Origin of the sequence: Bradyrhizobium sp. (genome assembly GCF_052389815.1) — a bacterium.
Taxonomy (GTDB): Bacteria; Pseudomonadota; Alphaproteobacteria; order Rhizobiales; family Xanthobacteraceae; genus Bradyrhizobium.
On sequence record NZ_JBQTHN010000072.1, the window covers coordinates 73940 to 95166 of the forward strand.

Here is a 21227-nt window from a genome sequence, read left to right on the forward strand (position 1 = left end):
CTGCTGTAACCGTTGCCCCGACGCCGCGCCGATGCGTGCGGCCGAATCGAGGGAACGCGCATGTGGCGGGTGAGGATCCTCGCGCCGGTTCTGGCGCTGCTCGCCCAGTCGTTCGCCGCGCACGCCGCGCCGGACGAGGAGCTGCTCGGCAAGTCCGCCGGCTATCCCATCGGCACCCGCGCAACATGGTTTTACGACGAGCGCGTGCGAGTCGGTTCGTTCAGCCGGCTCGATGAAATCCTTCCCTACAACACGCTGCTGAAATCGGCGGTGCCGATGCCCTTGCCGAAGGCGGCCGACGCGCCGGCAATCGAGTATCTTTTCGCGGGCAGGGTGTATTCGATCGACGACTTCCTCATCCGTCAGCGCGTCACCGGCTTCCTGCTGATCAGGAACGGGGAGGTCATCGCCGAGCGCTATCAGTACGATCGCCGGCCGCGCCTTTGGCGAGAGTACCATCCGCAACATGCTGCGCATGGCCGCCGGCGTGAAATTCACCGAGGTGTATGACGGCAACGACGACCTGGCGCGTTTCACGCGGATTCGGGTCACGCAAGGCTCCGTGGCGGCGCTGAAAGCATTCGATGCCCGCGAATCGGCGCAGGGCGCGCGCTTCCATTATGCCTCCAGCCAGACCGTGGCGCTGACGGTGCTGCTTCGCGCGGCGACCGGAATGTCGCTGAGCGAATATCTGACGGCACGGCTGTGGCAGCCGATGGGCGCCGAGGCCGATGCGACCTGGGTGAGAACCCGTGACGGCACCGAGGCCGGCTCCGGCAATTTCAACGCCGGCCTGCGCGACTACGGTCGCCTCGGCATACTGCTCGCCAACGACGGCGCGCTTGACGGCAAGCAGATCGTTCCGAAGGACTATCTGCTGGAGGCGACCGACTGGCACCGCCAGCCGGATGCGTTCAAGCCGGGGATAGCGACGCCGTTCTTCGGCTATGGCTATCAGTTCTGGACGTTCCCCGGCGAGAAGCGCAAGTTCGCGCTGCTCGGCGTCTACGGGCAGTCGATCTTCATCGATCCCGGGCTGAAGCTCGTGATGGTCATCACAGCGGCGGCGAAGAACGCCAGCGTCGGCAAGGAATCGTTTGCCCGCGAGCGCGGCGCGCTGTGGCGCGGCGTCGTCGCGAAATACGGCAGCTGGTAGGCTCAGCGCGTCTTCGGCCCCAGCCGCGGCACGCATTTGCGGGTGCGCATCACGCCCGATGTCGTCATTTGCGCGCCCTTGATTTCCTTGATCTGGCCGGTCGGGCAGGAGCCGTCATCGACCATGACGCGCTGGCCGAGCCTGAGGTCGGCGATGTCCTGCTCGCGCGAGACGATGGTTTGCTGCGCCCACGCCTCCGTGCAGAAGGCAAGGCCGCCGAGCAGCGCGAGTGCGATACGCGAGTTCGTCATGTTCACTTGTTCTGGATCTTCAGGCCGTCGGGTCCGACATTGATCTGCAATCCATCCGGCTGCTTCTTGGCCTGGTAGAGGTTGAAGCCGAGCACGGCCACGGCGACGGCGAGCACGCCGATGATCAGATAGAGCACGTTCTTGTTGTCCGACACCCGGTTGTCCGCCATCCGGCCTCTCCGCGAGATGCTGCGGCGAATTGTATGGGCACGTCTGTGATTCTGAAAGGCGGCGCGGTCTCCACAAGGTCGGGGCAAATGTGCTTTGATCGCCCGATCGTGCCGCGAAGGAAAACAAACGAAAATGAACGCCGATACCCAACAGCGAATCCTCGATGCCGTCGACGCAGGTTTCGACGCGCAGCTTGCCACCACGGCCGACTTCGTCGCCATCCCCTCGACCCGCGGCGCGGAGGGGCCGTGCCAGGACATGATCGGCGACCTCTTGCGCCAGCGCGGCTATGAGGTCGACGACTGGCACATCGACATCGACGAGTTGAAAGATTTGCGCGGCTACGGCCCGATCGCGCATGATTTCTCCAGGGCGCGCAGCGTGGTCGGAACGTACCGGCCTGCGACCAACGCCGGCAAGTCGCTGATCCTGCAGGGCCATTGCGACGTGGTGCCGGCGGGGCCGCTCGACATGTGGGAGACGCCGCCTTTCTCTCCCGTCGTCAAGAACGGCCGGATGTACGGCCGCGGCGCCTGCGACATGAAATCGGGCACCATCGGCGCGCTGTACGCGCTCGATGCGATCAAGGCGGCAGGCTTGAAGCCGACCGCGCGGATTCACTTCCAGAGCGTGATCGAGGAGGAGTCTACCGGCGTCGGCGCGCTCTCGACCCTGCAGCGCGGCTATCGTGCCGACGCCTGCTTCATCCCGGAGCCCACCGGCGGGAAGATGGTGCGCTCGCAGGTCGGCGTGATCTGGTTTCGCCTGCGCGTGCGCGGCATTCCCGTGCATGTGGCGCAAGCGGGCTCGGGCTCCAATGCGATCATGGCGGCCTATCACCTCATCCACGCAATCCAGAAGCTCGAGATCGACTGGAACGAGCGCGCCAAGGCGGACAAGCATTTCAAGACGCTGGTGCATCCGATCAACTTCAATCCCGGGATCATCAAGGGCGGCGACTGGGCTTCCAGCGTGCCGGCCTGGTGCGACGTCGATTGCCGCATCGCCGTGCTGCCTGGCTGGTCGATCGCCGAATGCCAGAAGGAAATTCTGGCCTGCGTTTCCGCCGCCTCGCGCGATCACCGCTTCCTCTCCAACAATCCGCCCGAGGTCGAGTGGTCCGGCTTCCTGTCGGAAGGCTACGAGCTGACCAATTCCGCCGAGCCGGAGGCCGCGTTCGGCAAGGCGTTTTCCGCCGTCTATGGCGGCCAGGTGCAGGACCTCGCCTTCACCGCGCTGACGGACACGCGCTTCTACGGCCTCAACTACAACATCCCGAGCCTGTGCTTCGGCGCCAGCGGCGAGGCGATCCACGGTTTCAACGAATTCGTCGATCTGGACTCGCTGCGGAAGTCGACGAAGGCGACCGCGCTGTTCATCGCGGAATGGTGCGGCGTGGAGAAGGGATAGAACGCCGGAGCACCTGAGCCGCCGTGGAAAAGTAAAAGGCCTCCGCAAAACGCCGGAGGCCTTCACTTCACGAGGGGTACATCCGCCCTCGCTACACTCGATTATGCCTTTGCTTCTCTGGCGAGGCGCTCGGCTTTCAAGCGCGCATAGTTCGCGCGGAATGCAGCCTCGGCCCGTCTGCGTTCTTCCAGTGCCTGTCTTGCTTCGACGCGTTGCTTTTCCCGCCTCGCCTCCCGCTCCACGCTGGAGGCGGCTGGCTTCACCCGTTTTTCATAGGTCATGTCTGTCAACGCATTGTGACAAGAAAAGTTCCCTGCGGCAGCAGCTCTGCTGCCGCGCTATCGAGCCCAAGCTTGTTGAAGTTGGCGTGCTAGCGAACCGACTTCGAGCGTTGCCTCGCGCAATCTCGCGATCTCAAATCAGCCGACATTCAGCGCCTGGACCGAAGACTGTTTCACGACGGAGAACGGCTTCCGAGCGGTGCGTGGGGTGAAGTGGCAGTTGACGACGATGGGGTCGTGATCGCCGAGCGATTCCTTCTCGCGAACCAGGCCGGCCATCACCGCGCGCATGTTGAGCAGGTCCTGCGCCACGAAGGTGCAGTCCCGGTCATGGTTTATCTGGTCGCGCATGGCGGCCTCAGCCTCCATCATGCTGACCCTTAGGGCTTTGATCATTTTCCGTATTTCGTTGACGCGATTGTTCATGTCGGCCTCCATTTCGCAGGGAGCGCAGCATAAGAACAAATCGTGAACAGTTGGTCAAGAGGGCAATGCCGGAAAACGTTGCGCGCAGCTAGGAGGTCGCCGGCCACAACGCCTTCACGATCGCATCGAGCCCGTCCGTCAGCGCGGCCGGTCCCGGCTGCAGGATCAGCGCCGACTTGATCTCGACGATGCGGTTGTTGGCGACCGCCGGGATGTCGCTCCAGCCGGGGCGTCGGCGGATGCGGTCGGGCGCGACCTTCTTGCCGCACCAGGAGGCGAGGATCACGTCGGGCGCGGCTTCGCGCACCACATCTGGCAAGATGATGCGGTCCCTGGCGGCCTGCTGCAGGCGCAGCTTCGGCAGTGCGTCCTCGCCGCCGGCGATCTCGATCATTTCGGAGACCCAGCCGATGCCGGAGATCAGGGGATCGTCCCATTCCTCGAAATAGACCTTTGGCTTCGGCCCGGGGCGCGGCGTCGCGGCGATGTCGGCGAGTCGCTGCTCGAAGCCGCGCGCAAGCTGCTCGGCGCGCTCGGCCGCGCCGACCATTGCGCCCAGCGTGCGGATCATCGCCAGAATGCCGGCGACGTCGCGCTGGTTGAAGACGTGGATAGCGATGCCGGCGCGGACGAGATCGGCGACGATGTTTGCCTGCAGGTCGGAGAAGGCGAGCACGAGGTCGGGCTCGAGGGCGAGGATCTTCGGGATGTCCGCGGAGATGAAGGCCGACACGCGCGGCTTCTCGCGCCGCACCTGCGGCGGGCGCACGGCGTAGCCGGACACGCCGACGATGCGGTCCTCTTCGCCGAGCAGGTACAGCGTCTCCACCGTCTCTTCGGTGAGGCAAACGATCCGGCGGGGAGGGAACTGGCGCATCGATGGACCCGGAAGTATCGCCGCCCCGTCACGGCGGCCATTACCTCCGACGTCATTGCCTGATTTACCCGCGCCGTCCATCCTGCGGCTACGGTCGATCGAACAAGAAGACGGGAGGAACGATGTCGCTGCTGGAGAAGCTCAATTCGATGAAGATGCCCTTTGCCGAGCTGAAGGGCGTCAAGTTCGTCGAAGCCGACAAGGACCGCGTCGTCGCCAGAATGCTGGTGCGGCCCGACCTCTGCACGCTGCAGCACACCATCCATGGCGGCGCCATCATGGCGCTGGCGGATTCGGTTGGCGCCGCGGCGACCGTGATCAACCTGCCTGCGGACGCCAAGGGCACCACGACCATCGAAAGCAAGACCAATTTCATCGGCGGGGCGAAGGAAGGCGCAACCGTGATTGCGACGGCCACCCCGGTGCACCGGGGCAGGCGTACCCAGGTCTGGCAGACCCGGCTGGAGACCGAGGACGGCAAGCTGGTGGCGGTCGTGACGCAGACCCAGATGGTGCTGTGATGCGGGTTCCCTGTGTGTCACAAATATGAATGAATCATTAATCCATTTTTGCCGAAAATTAAGGCATTACAGGCACTTGAATCAAATGATGCGCCGCACAATATTGGGGTCCTAGGGATTCGAACGCCTCCTCGAGGGCCACCACGAGGAGTTTGAACTATGAGACACCAGACGTTGGCCGATTTGACGCGTCCCAGCGGGACCGTTCGAACCCTGAGCCAGCACGAAGAACTACCCCTTCTGCGCGACCATCTCCTGCGGCTGGACCGAACCAGCCGCCATGACCGCTTCCACGGCTTCATGGACGACAGCTTCATCAAGCGCTACGCCGAAAAATGCGCCAATGACGGCACGGTGGTGATCGCTTATCTCGAGGACGGCGCAGTGCGCGGCGCGGCCGAACTGCATCCGCCGGAGCAGTCGGGCGACGGCATTCCCGAGATCGCATTCAGCGTCGAGAGCAAGGTGCGCCGGCAGGGCGTCGGCACGGTGCTGTTCCGCAAGCTGATCTCGGTGGCGCGCGCCAAGGGCTACAAGAGCCTGCGCATCACCACCGGCGCCGGCAACGACGCGATGCGCGCGCTCGCCAACAAGTTCGGCGCGCATTTGAGCTTCAGCCACGGCGAATCCACAGGAGTGATCGACCTGAGCCGGCCGAGCCAGCTGGAGCTTGCGCCATCGCTGGTGGTGACGCCGATCGAGGCGGCGCAGGCGATCGCGAATTTCAACCGCGCCTACTGGCGCATCCTGTTCCGCATGTATGGCTGGGGCCGCGAACGCGCGGCCTGATGCGAGGACGCGCTCTGAAATTGGTCATGCCCGGCCTCGTGCAGCCTCGTGCCGGGCATCCACGCCCTTGTCCAGATCAAGCAAGAAAGACGTGGATGGCCGGGACAAGCCCGGCCATGAAAAAAGGGCCATTCGCCGATCTGGCGGATGGCCCCTTTCGTTGAAGCTTCGAATGAAAGCTTAAGTCACGACGCGCTTGCGGATGACGCGGCGCTCGACGACGATGGCGCGCTGCGCGCCCTGTTCGCCGGCAAAGACCCGCGTGGTGCCGGTGCGCGCGGCAATGCGGGTGGTCTTCTTCACCTCGGCCAGGACCGGCTCGTAGTCCATGCCCATGAGGGAGGCCGCAATCTCCGCCTGTGCTTCCTGGTCCTCGGTGATGCCGGCAGCGGCAAAAATGGCTTCCTCCAACGTTGGCGGATCGCGCCGCACGCGTCGGGGGCCGTATTTGGTTTGCCAGTCTTCGCTCATCGGGGCCTCGCAAATCGATCGCCGATATCTAGGGAGCCATATGTTGCATTGCAATATGAATTTGGCGTGGCAACGCTGCCATGCGCTGAAGCTTCGGCTCGCAGAGCCGAAGCTCCAGATTCTTGATTTGACGCGTTTTCTTCACGCGAACCGGTCTCCACTTCGCTCGAAAACGCTCCTAGAGCTTTTCTACTTTAGTCGCATCGTAGATATCGATCGTCGTGGGGCCGGCTGCGAGCGCGTGCAGCGCGCGGACGAAGTCGCGTGAGGCGGGGACGGCGAAATGCGCGAGCAGAGCGGCGCGATCGGCCCATTGCTCGAAGAAAACAAGCTTCAGCGGATCCTCGCAATCGACATGCACCGCATGCGAGATGCAGCCGGGCTCGGTGCGCGAGCGATGCACATGCTCGAGGCTGAGCCGTCGCACCTCGTCGAGCGTCTCGGGTCTTGCTGTCACACTGCCGGTCACCACGATCATTTGTTCCCCCATATCATCGCGCCGCGCCGGCAGCTTGCGGCAGGTCAACCGACTGCTGCGGCCATCGCTTCAGCGCCGCGCGTCCGGCGTCGGTGAGCCCGTAGATGCCGCGCTCGGCGCGGTCGAACCATCCATAGACATTGTGCAGCAGGATCTTGCCGGCATCGGGAACGTGGACGCGCAGGTCCCGCACGCGCTGCGGTCCTTCGGACAGCGCGGAGGCACAGGCCAGCGCCTGCTGGCGATAGGCGGTCATGATCGGTGCGCGCGTGCTACCGCCGATAGCGGGATCGCCGATGCGCTTGGTGTGCTCGGCGACGAGGCGCGAGCGCTTCTTCAGGTTCCGGCGCGGGGCTGATGTCGGCGGCTTGACGATCACCTCGACGCCGCCGCCGGCTGTCACCGCCAGCATGCCGAAGCCGAGCCGGCGGCAGAGATTGCGATAGCGCGCATCGCTCTCGCGGCCCTTGCCGCGCGCCGAGAGTCTTGCGGCGAGCCACACCTCGTCGGCGGCGCCGGCGCGGTCGACCGCCTGCAGGATCAGTTCGAGATTGAACGACTGCTTCAACTCGCCGATCACGACGATAGGCGGGTCGCCGCCGCTCAGCGCCACCAGATCGCAACCGCCGACCTCGCCCTTGACGGTGAAGCCGAGCTTTTCCAGGAAGCGTTTGACGGGAAGGTAAAGCGCAGTTTCCAAGGCGAGCTCCGGTGGCGGCGCGACTCACTGGAGGCGATTCTAGCGGAAAATTGCCGAAACCGTTGCCCCGGGGGCGTCTCTCCTTCGGTCGTACCGGAAAGCTGGGACGCCTACCCGATTATTCGATCATAGTCAGCGTGCGGTCCGATCCAGAACCACACGTAGGCGTCGTCGGTTTGGACCGCTAATGCGCGGTACCGCAACCCAACGCGAACCGACCAGTATTTTCCAACCCTCTTGAATTGGAGAGATGGGTGGCGGGGGTCGCGCTTCAGAAGGTCGAAGTTTGCATCGGCCACCGTTCGGATCGCGGTCGGCAAAGCCTCGTAGGCCGCCCAAAACTTCCTAGAAGCGGTGTGCTTCACAGATCCCGCGTGCGCCCGGCGCGATGGTCGGCGAGCGCTTCTTCGGCGAGTGCATCAAGCTTTCCAGCTTGAGCGTCGCGCTCGATGGCCGCGTCGAAACGTTTGGCTTCGAACGCCTCGAACCAGGCGCTAAAGCGCGCCAATTCGCGCGGGTCCAACCGTTCGACAGCCTTTTCAATTTCTTCAGCGGTGGTCATTCACGCAATATAACATTCGCCTCGGCTGCCGGAAAGACGCAGCTAGTACCCTCTATCGTCGAAAGGTGATTCAGAATTCGTTGGTACGTCCAGCGCTTAACCGTGTCACTTAGCTCTGATTCCGGGTACTAGACCCGACCCGTCACCGGGATCAGCGCGCCCGTCACGGCGCTCGCCGCATCGCTCGCCAGGAACAGGATCACCTCAGCGAGTTCCTGCGGGCTCACCCATCTGGAAAAATCCGCCTTCGGCATGCTCTCCCGATTGGCGTTCGTGTCGATGATCGAGGGCAGCACGGCGTTGACGGCGATCCTGCCCTTGTGCTCGGCGGCCAGCGCCTCGGTGAGGCGATGAACGCCGGACTTGGAGGCGGCGTAGGCGCCCATGCCGCTTGCTGCGTGCAGCGCGCCGAACGCGCCGATGTTGACGATGCGCGCGGCGGGCGAGGACAGCAGGTGCGGGACCGCGGCGCGAGAGGCGTTGAGCGCGGTGGTCACGTTCAGCGCGTACATGCGAGCCCAGGTTCGGGGATCGCCGCCTTCGACCGTCTCGAAGGCGAAGCCGCCGGCGATGTTGATCAGCGCGTCGAGCCTGCCGAAATGCGAGGCCGCCGTATCGATCGCCTGCTTCGCCTGCGCCGCGTCGGTGAGGTCGACGCCGCCGAGATCGAGAAGCTGCGAGGTCGGGGCGGCCTGCGCAGCGGCATAGTCGACCGCAGCGACGCGCGCACCGCGTGCCAGTGCGATTTCGGCGACGACCTTGCCGAGCGCGCCGGACGCGCCGGTCACCACGATTGTCTTTTCCTGCAGCATGACGTCCCCGGCCGGAGTGTGAGAAGGCTTGCCAGCCGCAAGTCTCGCCGATTGCGGGCATGCGATCCATAAAATTTGCCGGAGTTTTGTAAGCCGACGGCAGAATCGAACCGGTATAGCTCGTGGTCCATCACGTCAGGGGACTGGTAGCGTCATGATGAGAAACTTGCCCGACCACGGCCTGCCGCTGGTTCAGCTCAAGGAGCAGCGCCGCGACCTGGTGGTCGCACTGCAGAACCGCAATGGTCCCGTCAGCGGCTGGGAGCTGATGCAGATCGCCGCGATTCAGCAGGCCATACAGGCGTTCGAGGAGGTCATTGCCGACCTCGATGCCGAGCTGGAAGCCGCCGCCTGATCCAGGGCGGAGCCCTCAGGTCTCCAGATAAAGTTCCCGCAAAACCGCGCGTTCGGCCGGGCCTATGCCGAGGCCATCGCGCAGATAATTGTCGAGGCTGCCATAGCCGGCATCGATGGTCTGGAAGGCCGCGGCCAGGAACGAGGCCTGGACCGTGCCGAGGACCTGCCGCACTTCGACGGGCAGATCGCTGCTGACTGTGGGATCGCGGCGATAGAACTGGTTGGTCAACAAATAGTCTTGCGCGATGACGTCGTCGGAGACGCCGAGCGTGTGCAGGATCAGCGCGCAGGCAAAGCCGGTGCGGTCCTTGCCGGCGGTGCAGTGGATCACCAGCGGTGCGCGGTCTTGCAGCAGGTGCGAAAACAGTGCGCGGAAGCGCGGCGTGTTGTGCGCGACATAGCCGCGATAGGATTCCTGCATCACCTCCAGCGCATCGTCGGCCGTCGACATCCGCCCCGAGGCATGGATCGCACGCAAGGCCGCGACCACGGTCGGCTCGACCGGCAGCGAATGCGTCTCGATGCCGTCGAGGCCGCAGAGCGCCTCGACGCGCTCATCCTTGCCGCGGAAATCGAAAGCGCTCCTTACGCCGAGCTGGCGCAGCACGGCGACGTCGGCTGATGTCAGATGCCCGAGATGGTTGGAGCGGAACAGCTTTCGCCAGCGCACCATGCGGCCGTGCTGGCCGGCATAGCCGCCGAGATCGCGGAAGTTGCTGGCGCCGGCAAGGTTGAGATGGCGGGCAGGGGCTTCTTGCATCGAATGGAACTTGATGGATGGCCGAATGACGCGTCGGGCAATTGTACCGAGTGCTCCGATCTGGTCTATACTCGCTGCACGCAGGGGGAAATATGAATTCCGGCTGGACGACCATTCCCGGCGCGCTGCTTGCGCTCGCCATCATGTTCGGCGCACCGGCGGCATCGGCGCAGGGCACGACGTGGAAAAATTATCGCTGTGCCGACGGCACCGAGTTCATCGTCGGATTTTTCGGTTACGACAAGCGCGCCCACATGCAGGTCGACGGCAAGGCGGTGACGCTGCAGAAGCGGGTGGCGCTGGGCGGATCGCGCTATTCCGGCGGCGGCGTGACGCTGAGGGTCACCAAATCGGGCACCACGTTCAAGATTGGAAAACGGCCGGTCACGAGCTGCGAGCTGACGTGAAAAAGGGCCGAAACCTCGCTGTTTCGACCCTTTTTATCTTGCGTATCGCGCCTGAATTTTCACGCGCGGTTTGACGGAATGTGCTGTCGGCATCAATGGTCGCGTCCGGGCTTGGATTCTTCGATCGCCGCCTGATGGTACCAGCTGTCGCTGCACAGGGCTTCGTTGACCCGCGGAGCGCTGGCGAGGTCGGCCTTGGCATCGGCATAGCGGCGGCCGCCGAGGGCAGCGCGGCCTCCTGATGGAAACTGGTAGATCGTCGCAGAACTCTGACTTGAATCTGGATTCAACATTCGGTCTCTCCTTTCGTGAGACGCTGGGTGGATGATGGTGCGCCCGACTCGTTCGTGAGTGGTTACCGATTCCGATATCGTTCTGGTCCTCCGCTGGCGCAACCTGCTGAAGAAAAAGTCACTCGCTGCTTAAATCATGTGCGGTCGTCTGCTTGCTTCCTGTGAGGCAGATCAAGGCTTGCCAACGCCCCAGGCATGTCAGCGGTTGCGGGCCGGGCCGTCATACCGAAATGGGTTGCGCCGCGACTGCCGCGCCATTGGGCGGGAAGGGCGGTCGAAGAGGCGGATGCCGCCAAAAGCGGCGGCTTTCGGCCGCTATCGGCATGATTTCGGCCGCGAAATTTGAGATGCGCCGCGCCGCTATGTCGCAGCGCAAATCTCGGAAGGTGCGTCGACGTGGCTGTGGACAAGCGCTGCCGCAGTGCAGCGGCTGGCATTTTTATTGCTTTGAACGGACTGGCCGATGGTGGCCGGGTACACCAGTGGGGGCCAACGCTTCGGTCCCCATCTAGATCGCTTCATCAACAGGAAGGCTCAATGACCAAGTACAAGCTCGAGTATATCTGGCTTGACGGATATACGCCGACACCGAACCTGCGCGGCAAGACGCAGATCAAGGAATTTGCTTCGTTCCCGACGCTCGACCAGCTCCCGCTGTGGGGCTTCGACGGCTCCTCGACGATGCAGGCCGAAGGCCACAGCTCCGATTGCGTGCTGAAGCCCGTTGCGATCTATCCCGACGGCGCGCGCACCAACGGCGTCCTCGTGATGTGCGAAGTCATGATGCCCGACGGCAAGACGGCGCATCCCTCGAACAAGCGCGCCACCATCCTCGACGATTCCGACGCCTGGTTCGGCTTCGAGCAGGAGTACTTCTTCTACAAGGACGGCCGTCCGCTCGGCTTCCCGACAGCAGGTTATCCGGCTCCGCAGGGCCCGTACTACACCGGCGTCGGCTACTCGAACGTCGGCGACGTCGCCCGCAAGCTGGTGGAAGAGCATCTCGACCTCTGCCTGCATGCCGGCATCAACCATGAGGGCATCAATGCCGAAGTCGCCAAGGGCCAGTGGGAATTCCAGATCTTCGGCAAGGGCTCCCGCACCGCCGCCGACCAGATGTGGATGGCCCGCTATTTGATGCTGCGCCTGACCGAGAAGTACGGCATCGACATCGAATTCCACTGCAAGCCGCTCGGTGACACCGACTGGAACGGCTCGGGCATGCACGCCAACTTCTCGACCAAGTACATGCGCGAGGTCGGCGGCAAGGAATACTTCGAGAAGCTGATGGCGGCGTTCGAGAAGAACCTGATGGATCACATCGCCGTCTACGGTCCGGACAACGACAAGCGCCTGACCGGCAAGCACGAGACCGCGCCCTGGAACAAGTTCAGCTATGGCCTGGCCGACCGCGGTGCTTCGATCCGCGTGCCGCACTCCTTCATGAACAACGGCTACAAGGGTTACCTCGAAGACCGCCGTCCGAACTCGCAAGGCGACCCCTACCAGATCGCCTCGCAGATCCTGAAGACCATTTCCGAAGTCCCGACCGCTGCCAAGTCGGCGGCGGCGTAAGCTCTCCGCGCGGGGGCTTTCCGGCTGCAACATGATCCGCCAGGGCGACCGCCCTGGCGGATCATTGCTTTTTGCGGCGGCGCAAGCCGTTTCCTCTTTCGGGCCAACCGCGCTATGTACGGTTGCGCTCAATTGCCGGGGACACGGCAGGTGTTTGCGGGATTTTATGCCGTCAGGTTTCAGCTCAACGATGCGGTCGGCCGCAGCGTGATGTATGCGCATGACGGCAAGCTGCTCGGCGGCAATTCGGCCTTCGCCCATATCGGCTCCTATGAGGAGAGGGGCGAGGAGATCGACATCGAGGTCAAGACCGTCCGACACAACCCCGATCCGAACTACCGGGCCATGGCCGGCACCGACGAAGCGACGCTGATCGCCAAGGGGCTGGCGGACGGCGAGCGCTACCGTTTCAAGGGCGCGCTGAAGGAAGTGCCGGGCGCCGTGTTCCAGTCGGTGATGACGCCGGTCACGGAGGAGGCGCTGCCGGTCGCCGGCGGGGTCGGCGAGGGCGGCATCGTCAACGGGCTCTACTCCATCCACCTGCGCATGCTCGACGGCGTCGAGGGCGGGCTGACCGGCGTGATGCTGCTCAGCAACGGCCGCATACTCGGCGGCGATGCCTCGTTCTACTATCTCGGCACTTACACCTCGCAGAACGGCCGCTGGAAGGGACAGATCCTCAACCAGGAGCACACGCCTGCGCTGGGCGAAAATCCGGTGTTCGGCGGCCATGAGGTCGGCATCGGATTTTCCGGCACTTGCGACGAGGCGGGCGCGCTGGTCGAGGCGACCGCGCTCGCCGGCAAGCGCAGCCTGCGCCTCACCGCGGCGCTGAAACTGATGCGGCGGGCGTAGACGCGATGGCCGCGATCCGCGTGCTCGCGACGCTGGCGGTGAAGGGCGCTTTCGCCGAGCTCGCAGCGCGATTCCAGGCCGCCGACGGTGCGCAGGTCGAGGCGGATTTCGCGCCGACGCTTGCGTTGCTCGTTCGCCTGCGCCGCGGCGAGGCCGCCGACGTCGTCATCCTCACCCGCGAGGGATTGAGCGAAATGCTGGCCGAGCACCGCGTGGCGGCGGCAAGCTACGTCGATCTCGCCAGGTCCTGGGTCGGCATCGCCGTGAAGGCGGGCCGCACGCATCCGGATATTTCGAGCGAAGCTGCGCTGCGCACGGCCTTGATGCAGGCGCGCGCGGTCGCCTATTCGCGCATCGGCGCCAGCGGCATCCTGTTCGCGGAGCTGATCGTGCGGCTCGGCATCGCTCATGTCGTGAACGCGCATGCCGTCGTCATCCCGCAAGGCCTGACTGCCGAGCGGCTCTTGACCGGAGAGGCCGATCTCGCCGTACAGCAGATCAGCGAATTGAAGCAGGTGGCCGGCGTCGAGATCGTGGGCCCGATCCCGCGCGAGCTGCAGGTGCCGGCCGTCTTCTCGGCCGGGTGCATGATGGCAACGGACAATGTGGTGCCGGCGGAGCAGTTCCTGAAATTCCTGCGCTCGGGCGAGGCCGCTGCCGTGCTGCGCGAAGCGGGGCTTGAGCCTTGAATTTGCCGGTGCCACGACGCAACCTGCGTTGCATGAAGCGGGCTCTTCGTCGGATATTGTTTTGCGCCGCGCTGGCGGCGGTCGTGCCGGCGCCCGCGCATGCGCAGTCGGCCGATCTCGTGCTGTGCGATCGCCTCGCGGCCGATCCCTCCGATCCCGACAAGCCGGCCGACGTGAAGGGCGTGGCGGAGGTGGCCGCCGCCGACATCGCGACCGCCATCAAATATTGCGCCGTCGCCGCCAGGTCGCAGCGGCGCGCGATGTACCAGCTCGGCCGCGCCTACGCCGCCAAGGGACAGATCAATGAGGCGACGGCCGCCTGGCGCAAGGCTGCCGACAAGGGATCGTCCTCGGCGATGGTCGAGCTCGGCGTCGCCTATGGCACCGGCACCGGCGTCGCCAAGGACGAAGAGCAGGCGCGCAAGCTGTTCGAGCGTGCGGCGGAAGCCGGCAATCCCCGTGGCGTCTCCAATCTCGCCGCGCTTGGCGGCGGCGGTGCGCCGGCCGATCCCGCGCGCTCCCGCGAATTGCTCGGCCGGGCCGCGCAGACCAATGCGCAAGCGCAATACCAGCTCGGCATGATGCTGTCGGAAGGCTCGGGCGGCGCCAGGGACGACGTCGGCGCGCGCGCGATGTTCGAGAAGGCGGCTGCGCAGAATCACCCCGCCGCGCTGGAGCGCATGGGCGCCTTCGCCGCCGAGGGCCGCGGCGGGTCGAAGGATGCCTCCGCCGCAAAGGCCTATTACGAGCGCGCCGCCGCGCTCGGCGACGAAGACGCCAGGAAGGCGCTGGAGAAGCTGCGCTGTCCCTATGTCATCAAGGACAAGCGCGGCGGCGTGGTGACGACGCTCTGCTTCTGAAATCTTTCGCCGCTATTTGTAGTAGTAGGAAACGTCGTTGGCAGCCTGTCGGTAGGTGCTTTTCGAGCGCTGCCGCCACGGCGGATACGCGGCGGCGAGTAGCGGCAACGGCGCCGCTTCGGCAATGATTCATGCCCCACCCGAATTATATCTCGTCGTCGTTGCCGGATTGCAGCTCCTGCTTTGGCCGCGACAACGGCCGGTGGCGTGGCAATGGGCCTTGTTGCCCTTGCATCCCTCGCCAAGTATGGATGATATGCGAAATCCGCGCGCCTCGACGGTTCCGAGGCGGTGTCGGGCAAGGCGGCGCGATCGAACGCGCCCGCGTGTTGATGGAGAGGAAGGCGCATGTCCGCGGGCGGACCGTTGAATACGTTCCCCAGGCTGCTGCGGCGCAATGCGTCGCAGTTCGGAAGTCATGCCGCCATCCGGCACAAGGATCTCGGCATCTGGCAGACATGGACCTGGGCACAGGTGCTGGAGATCGTGCGCGCCTATGCGGTCGGCCTGCAACGGCTTGGCCTCGAGCGGGGCGACACCATCGCCATCGTCGGCTCCAATCGTCCGAAACTGTACTGGACCGTGATGGCCGCCCAGATGGTCCGCGCGATTCCAGTCCCGGTTTATTCGGACGCCGTAGCCGATGAATTGTCCTATGTGCTCGGCCATGCCGACGTGAAGTTTGTCGCCGCGCAAGACCAGGAACAGGTCGACAAGGTGCTCTCCGTGCAAGAGCGCGTGCCGCACCTGCAGAAGATCGTCTACGACGAGCACCGCGGCATGCGCGACTACGACCATGCGCGCCTGGTGAAGATCGACGACGTGATTGCCGACGGCCGCGCGGCACTGGCCGGCGACGATTCGCTTGCCGCAAGGCTCGATGCGCTGATCGATGCCGGCGAGGGGGCCGACACGTCGATCATCCTCTACACATCGGGAACGACCGGCGCGTCGAAAGGCGTCATGCTGTCCGCCGAAAGATGCATCGAGGCCGCGACCGACACCGCGAAATTCGACAAGCTGACCGAGAACGACGTGGCGCTGGCCTATCTGCCGCTCGCCTGGGTGGGCGACCACTATCTGAACTACGCGCAGGGGATCGTGGCGGGCTTCTGCATGGCCTGTCCCGAAGGCCCCCAGACCGTCGAGCAGGATCTGCGCGAGATCGGGCCGACCTTCTACTTCGCCCCGCCGCGCGTGTTCGAAACGATGCTGACCCGGCTGATGATCCGCATGGAGGATGCCGCGGCGATCAAGCGCGGCATGTTCCACTACTTCCTCGAGGTCGCGCGCAGGCATGGCGAGGCGATCCTCACCGGCAAGCCGGTACCGCTGTCGGGACGACTGCTTTATGCGATCGGCAGACTGCTGGTCTACGAGCCGCTGAAGAACGTCCTCGGCCTGACGCGGGTGCGCGTCGCCTACACCGCGGGCGAGGCGATCGGTCCCGATCTGTTCGTGTTCTTCCGCTCCATCGGGCTGAACCTGAAGCAGCTTTACGGACAGACCGAGGCGTTTCTCTACGTGACCTGCCAGCCGGACGGCGAGATCTTTGCCGATACCGTCGGCCCGCCGGCGCCCCACGTGGACATCCGCATCGCGGAGAACGGCGAGGTGCTGTTCAAGTCGCCGGGCATGTTCGTGCAATATTTCAAGGATCAGGCAAAGACCGCCGAGACGCTGACGCCGGACGGCTATGTGAAGACCGGCGACGCCGGCTTCTTCGATGAGAAGACCGGGCACCTGAAGATCATCGATCGCGCCAAGGACGTCGGACGGCTGAAGGACGGCACGATGTTCGCCCCGAAATATCTGGAGAACCGGCTGAAGTTCTATCCCAACATCAAGGAAGCGGTCACATTCGGCGACGGGCGCGACTTCGTCACCGCGATGATCAACATCGACCCCACTGCCGTGAGCAACTGGGCAGAGCGCAACAACGTCGCCTACGGCTCGTATCAGGAGCTGGCGAGCCATCCGCAGGTCTACGAGATGGTCGCAAGGAACATCGCCGAAATGAACGCGTCGCTCGTTCAGGAAAAGGTGATGGCCGGTGCGCAGGTGCGGCGCTTCATGATCCTGCACAAGGAGCTCGATGCCGACGATGGCGAGCTGACGCGCACGCTGAAGGTGCGCCGCGGCTTCGTCGCCGACCGCTACGCCGCGTTGCTGACGGCATTCTACAACGGCTCGAAGGAGGCGGATATCTCCACCGAAGTCACCTTCGAGGACGGGCGCAAGGGCCGGATGTCGGCCCGGCTGAGGATTTACGATCTACCGACGCAGGTCGCATCGGGCCTGGAGAAGGCGGCATGAGGTCGCCCGACGTGCAGGACGTGCTGCTCAGGGTCGAGGGCGTTTCGCTCGTCTTTGGCGGCGTCAAGGCGCTGACCAATGTCTCGTTCGACGTGCGCAAGGGCGAAATCCGCGCGATCATCGGCCCGAATGGCGCCGGCAAGACGTCGATGCTGAACGTCATCAATGGCTTCTATCATCCGAACCAGGGTTCGATCACCTTCAAGGGCCAGACTCGCGCGCGCATGCGCCCGTTCGAGGCCTCGCGCGGCGGCATCGCCCGCACGTTCCAGAACGTCGCCCTGTTCAGGGGCATGAGCGCGCTCGACAACATCATGGCCGGGCGGACGCTGAAGATGCGCTACGGCCTGTTCTGGCAGGCGTTGCGGGTTGGCCCGGCGCAGCGCGAGGAGATCGAGCATCGCCACCGCGTCGAAGAGATCATCGACTTTCTCGAAATTCAGGCCATCCGCAAGGTGCCGGTGGCGCGCCTTCCGTACGGATTGCAGAAGCGAGTCGAGCTCGGCCGCGCGCTCGCCATGGAGCCGGACCTGTTGCTGCTGGACGAACCGATGGCCGGCATGAACCTCGAAGAGAAGGAGGACATGTCGCGCTTCATCATCGAGGTGAACGATCACTACGGCACGACCATCGCGCTGATCGAGCACGACATGGGGGTGGTGATGGACCTGTCGAACCGGGTCGTGGTGCTGGATCACGGCGTAAAGATCGCCGACGGCACGCCGGACCAGGTAAAGAGGGATCAGGCGGTGATCGACGCCTATCTCGGCGTAGCGCACTGACGACGCGGTGAATTGAGGAGAGTTGCTTGGTTCTGTTCGGACAATTCCTCGAAATCCTGATCGGCGGCCTGCTGTCGGGCGTGCTTTATTCGCTGGTCGCGCTCGGCTTCGTGCTGATCTTCAAGGCGTCCGGCGTGTTCAATTTCGCGCAGGGCGCGATGGTGCTGCTGGCCGGCCTTGCCCTGGTGCGCTCGCTCGACCTTCTGGTCGCGAAGGGATTCCCGTTCTGGACCGCGATTATCCTCGGGCTTGTGTTCGCAGGCGTCATCATGGCGGTGACGGCCTGGCTGGTGGAGCGGTTCGTGCTCGGGCCGCTCGTCAATCAGGATGGCCTGACCCTGTTCATGTCGACGATCGGCGCGACCTTCGTGCTCGAAGGCGCGTCGCAGATGATTTTCGGCTCGGACGTCTATCCGCTGCGGCTGTTTCCGACCGACGCCTGGTTCCTGTTCGAGAACGCGTTTCCGGGCGGCATCCTGGTCAACAAGCTCGACGTCTGGGGCGGGCTCATCGCAGGCATCCTCGTCGCGGGTCTCGCCGTGTTCTTCCAGCGCACCAAGACCGGCCGGGCGCTGCGTGCGGTCGCCGACGATCATGCCGCCGCGCAGTCGGTCGGCATTCCGATCTCCTGGATCTGGTTCGTGGTGTGGCTGGTTGCGGGTCTCGTCGCGCTGGTGGCGGCAACCGTCTGGGGCACCAAGCTCGGCGTGCAGTTCTCGATCACGTTCCTGGCGCTGAAGGCGCTGCCGGTGCTGATCATCGGCGGCTTCACCTCGATCCCGGGCGCGATCGTCGGCGGCCTCATCGTCGGCGCCGGCGAGAAGCTCGCCGAAGGCTTCCTTGGGCCGCACATCGGCGGCGGCATCGAGTATTGGTTCGCCTACGTGCTGGCGCTCGCCGTGTTGCTGGTGCGGCCGCAAGGGTTGTTCGGCGAACGCATCATCGAGAGAATCTGAGAGGACGTCAGGTGTTCTACCGCGAGGCAGGCCAGTTCAAGACGACCTATTCCGACGACATGGCGATCTTCCCGATCCGCCAGGACCGGGTGACGCTCGGCGTGCTACTGGCCTTTGCCTTCATCGGCGTGCCGCTGCTCAGCTCCTTTCACATCTGGCCGTTCGGCCAGGACTACCTGCTGCGCGCGATCCTGCTGCCGTTCCTGATCCTCGCGCTGGCGGCGATCGGCGTGAACATCCTGGTCGGCTACTGCGGACAGATTTCGCTCGGCAGCGGCGCCTTCATGGCGATCGGCGCCTACTCCGCCTACAAGCTCGGCACCGGCGTGCACGTTCCGCTCGCGTGGCTCGGCTTCGACATTTCGATCCCGGCGCTGCCGGTGCTGCCGTCGATCCTGCTGGGCGGTCTGGTGTCGGCCGTCGTCGGCATCCTGTTCGGCGTTCCGAGCCTGCGCATCAAGGGCCTTTATCTTGCGGTGGCGACGCTGGCTGCGCAGTTCTTCTTCGACTGGGTGTTCCTGCGCGTGCCGTGGTTCACGAACTACGCGCCATCAGGCTCGGTGAATGCGCCGGAGCTGAATTTCCTCGGCTGGGTGGTCGATACGCCGATCGAGCGGTACCTCCTGTGCCTCATCTTCGTGACGGTGTTTGCGCTGATGGCGAAGAACCTCGTGCGCGGCAACATCGGCCGGCAGTGGATGGCCATCCGCGACATGGATATCGCCGCCGAGCTGATGGGTATCCGGCCGCTCTACGCCAAGCTGACCGCGTTCGCCGTCTCGTCCTTCATCATCGGTGTCTCCGGTGCGTTGTGGGCCTTCGTGTACCTCGGTTCGTGGGAGCCCCTGGCGTTCGACATCAACCGTTCGCTTCAGCTGCTGTTCATGGTCATCATCGGCGGGCTCGGTTCGATCCTCGGGCCGTTCATCGGCGCGGCGTTCATCCTGGTCCTGCCGATCATGTTGAATCTGGTGCCGAGCGAACTCGGCGTGCCGCTGTCGACCGAGACGATCACCCACCTCGAGTTCATCATTTTCGGTTCGCTGATCTGCTATCTCCTGATCAAGGAGCCGCACGGGTTCGCGCGGCTGATTTCGCTTGCCAAGGAGAAACTCAGGCTCTGGCCGTTCCCGTATTGAGCCAGAGGGACCAGGGCCGAAGGTCGCAAAGCGGAGCGGCGGCTTTTGGCCTAAGATCAGTCGTTCAAGTCCGCACAATGAAATGCCGCGGCGGCAAAGCCGGGCCGAATGAGGAGGAAGTCGCGATGTTGAACAGGAGACTTTTGTTTGCGGCTGCCGTCGTTTCCGGAGTGGCGTCTGTGACGCCCGCTTCGGCGCAGAACGAGCAGTTCATCCCGATGCTGTCCTACCGGACAGGCGCCTATGCCGTGAACGGCGTGCCGTTCGCCAACGGCATGCACGACTACTACAACATGATCAACGAGCGTGACGGCGGCATCAATGGCGTCAAGCTGCTGGTCGAGGAGTGCGAGACCGGTTACGCCACCGACAAGGGCGTGGAATGCTACGAACGCCTGAAGGGCAAGGGCCCGACCGGCGCGGCGTTCGTCAACCCGCTGTCGACAGGCATCACCTTCGCGCTCACCGAAAAGACCTCGGCCGACAAGATTCCGATCATCACGATGGGCTATGGCCGCGCGGATTCCAAGAACGGCGCGGTGTTCGCCTACAACTTCCCGCTGCTCGGCACCTACTGGTCGGCGGCCGACATCGCCGTCCAGCACATCGCCAAGGAGATCGGTGGAGCCGACAAGCTGAAAGGCAAGAAGATCAGCCTCGTCTACCACGACAGCCCCTATGGCAAGGAGCCGATCCCGACGCTCGAAGTGCTGGCGAAGAAGCACGGCTTCGAGTTCACGCCGATTCCGGTCACCCATCCGGGTGTCGAGCAGAAGTCGCAATGGCTGGCGATCCGCCAGAACCGGCCCGACTACGTGCTGCTGTGGGGCTGGGGCGTCATGAACGGCACGGCGGTGAAGGAAGCCGCGGCCGTCGCCTATCCGCGCGACAAGATGATCGGTGTGTGGTGGTCGGGTGCCGAGCCTGACGTGACCCCCGCCGGCGACCAGGCCGCAGGCTACAAGGCACTGATGCTGCAGCACGGCGCCGGCAAGTACCCGGTGCATGCCGACGTCGAGAAGCATGTCTATGCCAAGGGCAAGGGCCTGGCTGAGCCGGCCAAGGTCGGCGAGGTTCTTTACAACCGCGGCCTCGTCAACGCCATGCTCGGCGTCGAGGCGATCCGCAAGGCGCAGGAGAAGTTCGGCAAGAAGCCGCTCAAGGGCGAGGAGGTCCGCTGGGGCCTCGAAAATCTCGACCTGAGCGCGGCCCGCCTGAAGGAGCTCGGCTTCGAAGGCATGATGAAGCCCGTCAAGATCTCCTGCGCCGATCACGAAGGCGCCCGTGACGGACGTGTCATGCAGTGGGACGGCAAGGGCTGGAAGGTAATCTC

29 protein-coding genes are annotated in these 21227 nt (G+C 64.3%); 16 read left to right on the top strand and 13 right to left on the bottom strand.

Annotation, left to right across the window (positions count from 1 at the left end; translation table 11 throughout):
- The first annotated feature begins 12 nt into the window (after positions 1–12).
- The gene (locus tag ACT4OC_RS12860) at positions 13–510 is read left to right on the top strand and encodes a hypothetical protein (protein ID WP_444839370.1); all 498 of its coding nucleotides are present in this window, start codon (positions 13–15) and stop codon (positions 508–510) included.
- Positions 467–1156 (top strand): serine hydrolase domain-containing protein, encoded by a 690-nt coding sequence (locus tag ACT4OC_RS12865; RefSeq protein WP_444839371.1) that lies wholly within the window; start codon positions 467–469, stop codon positions 1154–1156. The genes ACT4OC_RS12860 and ACT4OC_RS12865 overlap by 44 nt, the downstream gene beginning before the upstream one ends.
- A 2-nt stretch (positions 1157–1158) precedes the next feature.
- Here the strand turns inward: ACT4OC_RS12865 and ACT4OC_RS12870 are convergent, their stop codons facing one another.
- Both ACT4OC_RS12870 and ACT4OC_RS12875 read right to left on the bottom strand, forming a co-directional pair.
- Positions 1159–1407 carry a DUF6719 family protein gene (locus tag ACT4OC_RS12870; protein WP_444839372.1) on the bottom strand — a complete coding sequence of 83 codons (249 nt, stop codon included), beginning with the start codon at positions 1405–1407 and terminating at the stop codon, positions 1159–1161.
- Positions 1408–1409: 2 nt separating this feature from the next.
- Positions 1410–1577, bottom strand: a complete 168-nt coding sequence (locus ACT4OC_RS12875) for a hypothetical protein (protein WP_444839373.1) — start codon at positions 1575–1577, stop codon at positions 1410–1412.
- 133 nt (positions 1578–1710) lie between these two features.
- On the opposite strand from ACT4OC_RS12875, the gene ACT4OC_RS12880 reads away from it, so the two are divergent.
- On the top strand, positions 1711–2988 hold the full coding sequence (locus ACT4OC_RS12880; RefSeq protein WP_444839374.1) for an ArgE/DapE family deacylase: 1278 nt from the start codon (positions 1711–1713) through the stop codon (positions 2986–2988).
- Between the two features lie 101 nt (positions 2989–3089).
- On the opposite strand, the gene ACT4OC_RS12885 is transcribed toward ACT4OC_RS12880, so the two are convergent.
- From ACT4OC_RS12885 to ACT4OC_RS12895, 3 genes are all read right to left on the bottom strand, one after another.
- The gene (locus ACT4OC_RS12885) at positions 3090–3269 is read right to left on the bottom strand and encodes a hypothetical protein (protein WP_444839375.1); all 180 of its coding nucleotides are present in this window, start codon (positions 3267–3269) and stop codon (positions 3090–3092) included.
- 138 nt (positions 3270–3407) lie between these two features.
- Positions 3408–3695 (bottom strand): hypothetical protein, encoded by a 288-nt coding sequence (locus ACT4OC_RS12890; protein WP_444839376.1) that lies wholly within the window; start codon positions 3693–3695, stop codon positions 3408–3410.
- Between the two features lie 88 nt (positions 3696–3783).
- Positions 3784–4572 (bottom strand): cobalamin-binding protein, encoded by a 789-nt coding sequence (locus ACT4OC_RS12895; RefSeq protein WP_444839377.1) that lies wholly within the window; start codon positions 4570–4572, stop codon positions 3784–3786.
- Positions 4573–4694: 122 nt separating this feature from the next.
- Here ACT4OC_RS12895 and ACT4OC_RS12900 point away from each other — a divergent pair, with 122 nt between their 5' ends.
- Both ACT4OC_RS12900 and ACT4OC_RS12905 read left to right on the top strand, forming a co-directional pair.
- Positions 4695–5093 carry a PaaI family thioesterase gene (locus tag ACT4OC_RS12900; RefSeq protein ID WP_444839378.1) on the top strand — a complete coding sequence of 133 codons (399 nt, stop codon included), beginning with the start codon at positions 4695–4697 and terminating at the stop codon, positions 5091–5093.
- Positions 5094–5252: 159 nt separating this feature from the next.
- Entirely contained in the window at positions 5253–5882 is a 630-nt protein-coding gene (locus ACT4OC_RS12905; RefSeq protein ID WP_444839379.1) for a GNAT family N-acetyltransferase, read from the top strand.
- Between the two features lie 180 nt (positions 5883–6062).
- Here the strand turns inward: ACT4OC_RS12905 and ACT4OC_RS12910 are convergent, their stop codons facing one another.
- The 6 genes from ACT4OC_RS12910 to fabG form a co-directional block, all read right to left on the bottom strand.
- Entirely contained in the window at positions 6063–6353 is a 291-nt protein-coding gene (locus ACT4OC_RS12910) for a hypothetical protein (protein ID WP_444839380.1), read from the bottom strand.
- 178 nt (positions 6354–6531) lie between these two features.
- Complete coding sequence (locus ACT4OC_RS12915; protein WP_444839381.1) at positions 6532–6831, bottom strand: putative quinol monooxygenase; 300 nt, start codon at positions 6829–6831, stop codon at positions 6532–6534.
- A 13-nt stretch (positions 6832–6844) separates the two neighbouring features.
- Positions 6845–7531 (bottom strand): DUF2161 domain-containing phosphodiesterase, encoded by a 687-nt coding sequence (locus tag ACT4OC_RS12920; RefSeq protein ID WP_444839382.1) that lies wholly within the window; start codon positions 7529–7531, stop codon positions 6845–6847.
- A 110-nt stretch (positions 7532–7641) separates the two neighbouring features.
- A complete protein-coding gene (locus ACT4OC_RS12925; RefSeq protein WP_444839383.1) occupies positions 7642–7896 on the bottom strand; it encodes a ParE family toxin-like protein in 255 nt (84 codons plus the stop codon).
- The gene (locus ACT4OC_RS12930) at positions 7893–8093 is read right to left on the bottom strand and encodes a hypothetical protein (protein ID WP_444839384.1); all 201 of its coding nucleotides are present in this window, start codon (positions 8091–8093) and stop codon (positions 7893–7895) included. The genes ACT4OC_RS12925 and ACT4OC_RS12930 overlap by 4 nt, the downstream gene beginning before the upstream one ends.
- 128 nt (positions 8094–8221) lie before the next feature.
- Positions 8222–8905: a 3-oxoacyl-ACP reductase FabG gene (gene fabG / locus ACT4OC_RS12935; protein WP_444839385.1), complete on the bottom strand. Its 684-nt coding sequence runs from the start codon at positions 8903–8905 to the stop codon at positions 8222–8224.
- Positions 8906–9059: 154 nt separating this feature from the next.
- Here fabG and ACT4OC_RS12940 point away from each other — a divergent pair, with 154 nt between their 5' ends.
- Positions 9060–9260, top strand: a complete 201-nt coding sequence (locus ACT4OC_RS12940; protein WP_291609881.1) for a hypothetical protein — start codon at positions 9060–9062, stop codon at positions 9258–9260.
- 15 nt (positions 9261–9275) lie between these two features.
- Here the strand turns inward: ACT4OC_RS12940 and ACT4OC_RS12945 are convergent, their stop codons facing one another.
- Positions 9276–10022: a tyrosine-protein phosphatase gene (locus ACT4OC_RS12945; protein WP_444839386.1), complete on the bottom strand. Its 747-nt coding sequence runs from the start codon at positions 10020–10022 to the stop codon at positions 9276–9278.
- A 92-nt stretch (positions 10023–10114) separates the two neighbouring features.
- Between ACT4OC_RS12945 and ACT4OC_RS12950 the strand changes: the two genes are divergently transcribed.
- Positions 10115–10429: an MliC family protein gene (locus ACT4OC_RS12950; RefSeq protein WP_444839387.1), complete on the top strand. Its 315-nt coding sequence runs from the start codon at positions 10115–10117 to the stop codon at positions 10427–10429.
- 92 nt (positions 10430–10521) lie between these two features.
- Here ACT4OC_RS12950 and ACT4OC_RS12955 read toward each other — a convergent pair whose 3' ends face one another.
- Positions 10522–10722 (bottom strand): DUF2735 domain-containing protein, encoded by a 201-nt coding sequence (locus tag ACT4OC_RS12955; protein ID WP_444839388.1) that lies wholly within the window; start codon positions 10720–10722, stop codon positions 10522–10524.
- A gap of 537 nt (positions 10723–11259) precedes the next feature.
- Between ACT4OC_RS12955 and ACT4OC_RS12960 the strand changes: the two genes are divergently transcribed.
- The 9 genes from ACT4OC_RS12960 to ACT4OC_RS13000 form a co-directional block, all read left to right on the top strand.
- Complete coding sequence (locus ACT4OC_RS12960) at positions 11260–12297, top strand: glutamine synthetase beta-grasp domain-containing protein (protein ID WP_444839389.1); 1038 nt, start codon at positions 11260–11262, stop codon at positions 12295–12297.
- Between the two features lie 150 nt (positions 12298–12447).
- Complete coding sequence (locus ACT4OC_RS12965) at positions 12448–13152, top strand: GrlR family regulatory protein (protein ID WP_444839390.1); 705 nt, start codon at positions 12448–12450, stop codon at positions 13150–13152.
- Between the two features lie 5 nt (positions 13153–13157).
- On the top strand, positions 13158–13841 hold the full coding sequence (locus tag ACT4OC_RS12970) for a substrate-binding domain-containing protein (protein WP_444839391.1): 684 nt from the start codon (positions 13158–13160) through the stop codon (positions 13839–13841).
- A 32-nt stretch (positions 13842–13873) separates the two neighbouring features.
- On the top strand, positions 13874–14701 hold the full coding sequence (locus ACT4OC_RS12975; RefSeq protein WP_444839392.1) for a tetratricopeptide repeat protein: 828 nt from the start codon (positions 13874–13876) through the stop codon (positions 14699–14701).
- 348 nt (positions 14702–15049) lie between these two features.
- Entirely contained in the window at positions 15050–17017 is a 1968-nt protein-coding gene (locus ACT4OC_RS12980; protein WP_444839393.1) for an AMP-binding protein, read from the top strand.
- Positions 17014–17799 carry an ABC transporter ATP-binding protein gene (locus ACT4OC_RS12985; protein ID WP_444839394.1) on the top strand — a complete coding sequence of 262 codons (786 nt, stop codon included), beginning with the start codon at positions 17014–17016 and terminating at the stop codon, positions 17797–17799. Before ACT4OC_RS12980 ends, ACT4OC_RS12985 begins: the two co-directional genes overlap by 4 nt.
- Before the next feature lie 26 nt (positions 17800–17825).
- A complete protein-coding gene (locus tag ACT4OC_RS12990) occupies positions 17826–18755 on the top strand; it encodes a branched-chain amino acid ABC transporter permease (protein WP_444839395.1) in 930 nt (309 codons plus the stop codon).
- A gap of 11 nt (positions 18756–18766) precedes the next feature.
- Positions 18767–19894: a branched-chain amino acid ABC transporter permease gene (locus ACT4OC_RS12995; protein WP_444839396.1), complete on the top strand. Its 1128-nt coding sequence runs from the start codon at positions 18767–18769 to the stop codon at positions 19892–19894.
- A gap of 125 nt (positions 19895–20019) precedes the next feature.
- Positions 20020–21227, top strand: a 1208-nt coding sequence (locus tag ACT4OC_RS13000) for an ABC transporter substrate-binding protein (protein WP_444839397.1), incomplete at its 3' end; no start/stop codon positions are given.